This window comes from Streptomyces sp. BE303 (assembly GCF_036290945.1).
GTDB lineage: Bacteria > Actinomycetota > Actinomycetes > Streptomycetales > Streptomycetaceae > Kitasatospora.
Genome location: NZ_JAQYWZ010000131.1, coordinates 1 through 572, shown reverse-complemented (window position 1 = coordinate 572; position 572 = coordinate 1). Strand labels below are relative to the sequence as shown.

The following is a 572-nucleotide window of genomic DNA, read 5'->3' as shown; positions in this document are numbered from 1 at the left end:
TCAACGGCAAGGACGTCGGCGCCCTCGCCGTCCAGACCATGTACGACAAGCTCAAGAACAGCAAGGACTTCCCCAAGGAAGCCTTCGCCCCCACCACCATGGTCGACGCCACCACCTGGAAGACCGCCGGCGTCACCTGCAGCTGACACCCCCGAAGCCGGCCGGTCCCTCTCCCCCCGGGGAACGGCCGCCTGCCCCTTCGGCCCCGGCCCCTGCGCCGCCGGGGCCGAAGGCGGCACCGCCCCCACCGCCCCAGGACATCACCAGGAACCTCCCGCCCCAGTGGGCGCACGGCCGGCCGACCGCGTGCCCTTCCCTACCCTCGCCACACTTCTCAAGGAACTCCCATGAGCAAAGCCCACGACCCGACTCCCGACCCTCGCCCGCCCAGCGACCCGGGCTCCGCAAGATTCGCCGGCGTCCACCAGGTCACCAAGCGGTTCGGCGCGGTACGGGCCCTCGGCGGAGTCACCCTCGACTTCCCCGCCGGTCAGGTCACCGCCCTCATGGGCGAGAACGGCGCGGGCAAGTCCACCCTCCTCAAGATCCTCACCGGCGACCACCAGCCCACC

At 71.5% G+C, this 572-nt stretch carries 1 protein-coding gene; it reads left to right on the top strand.

Going from position 1 to position 572, the window contains the following annotated elements:
• Positions 1 to 347: 347 nt before the first annotated feature.
• Positions 348 to 572, top strand: a 225-nt coding sequence (locus PUR56_RS00555; protein ID WP_329947387.1) for an ATP-binding cassette domain-containing protein, incomplete at its 3' end; no start/stop codon positions are given.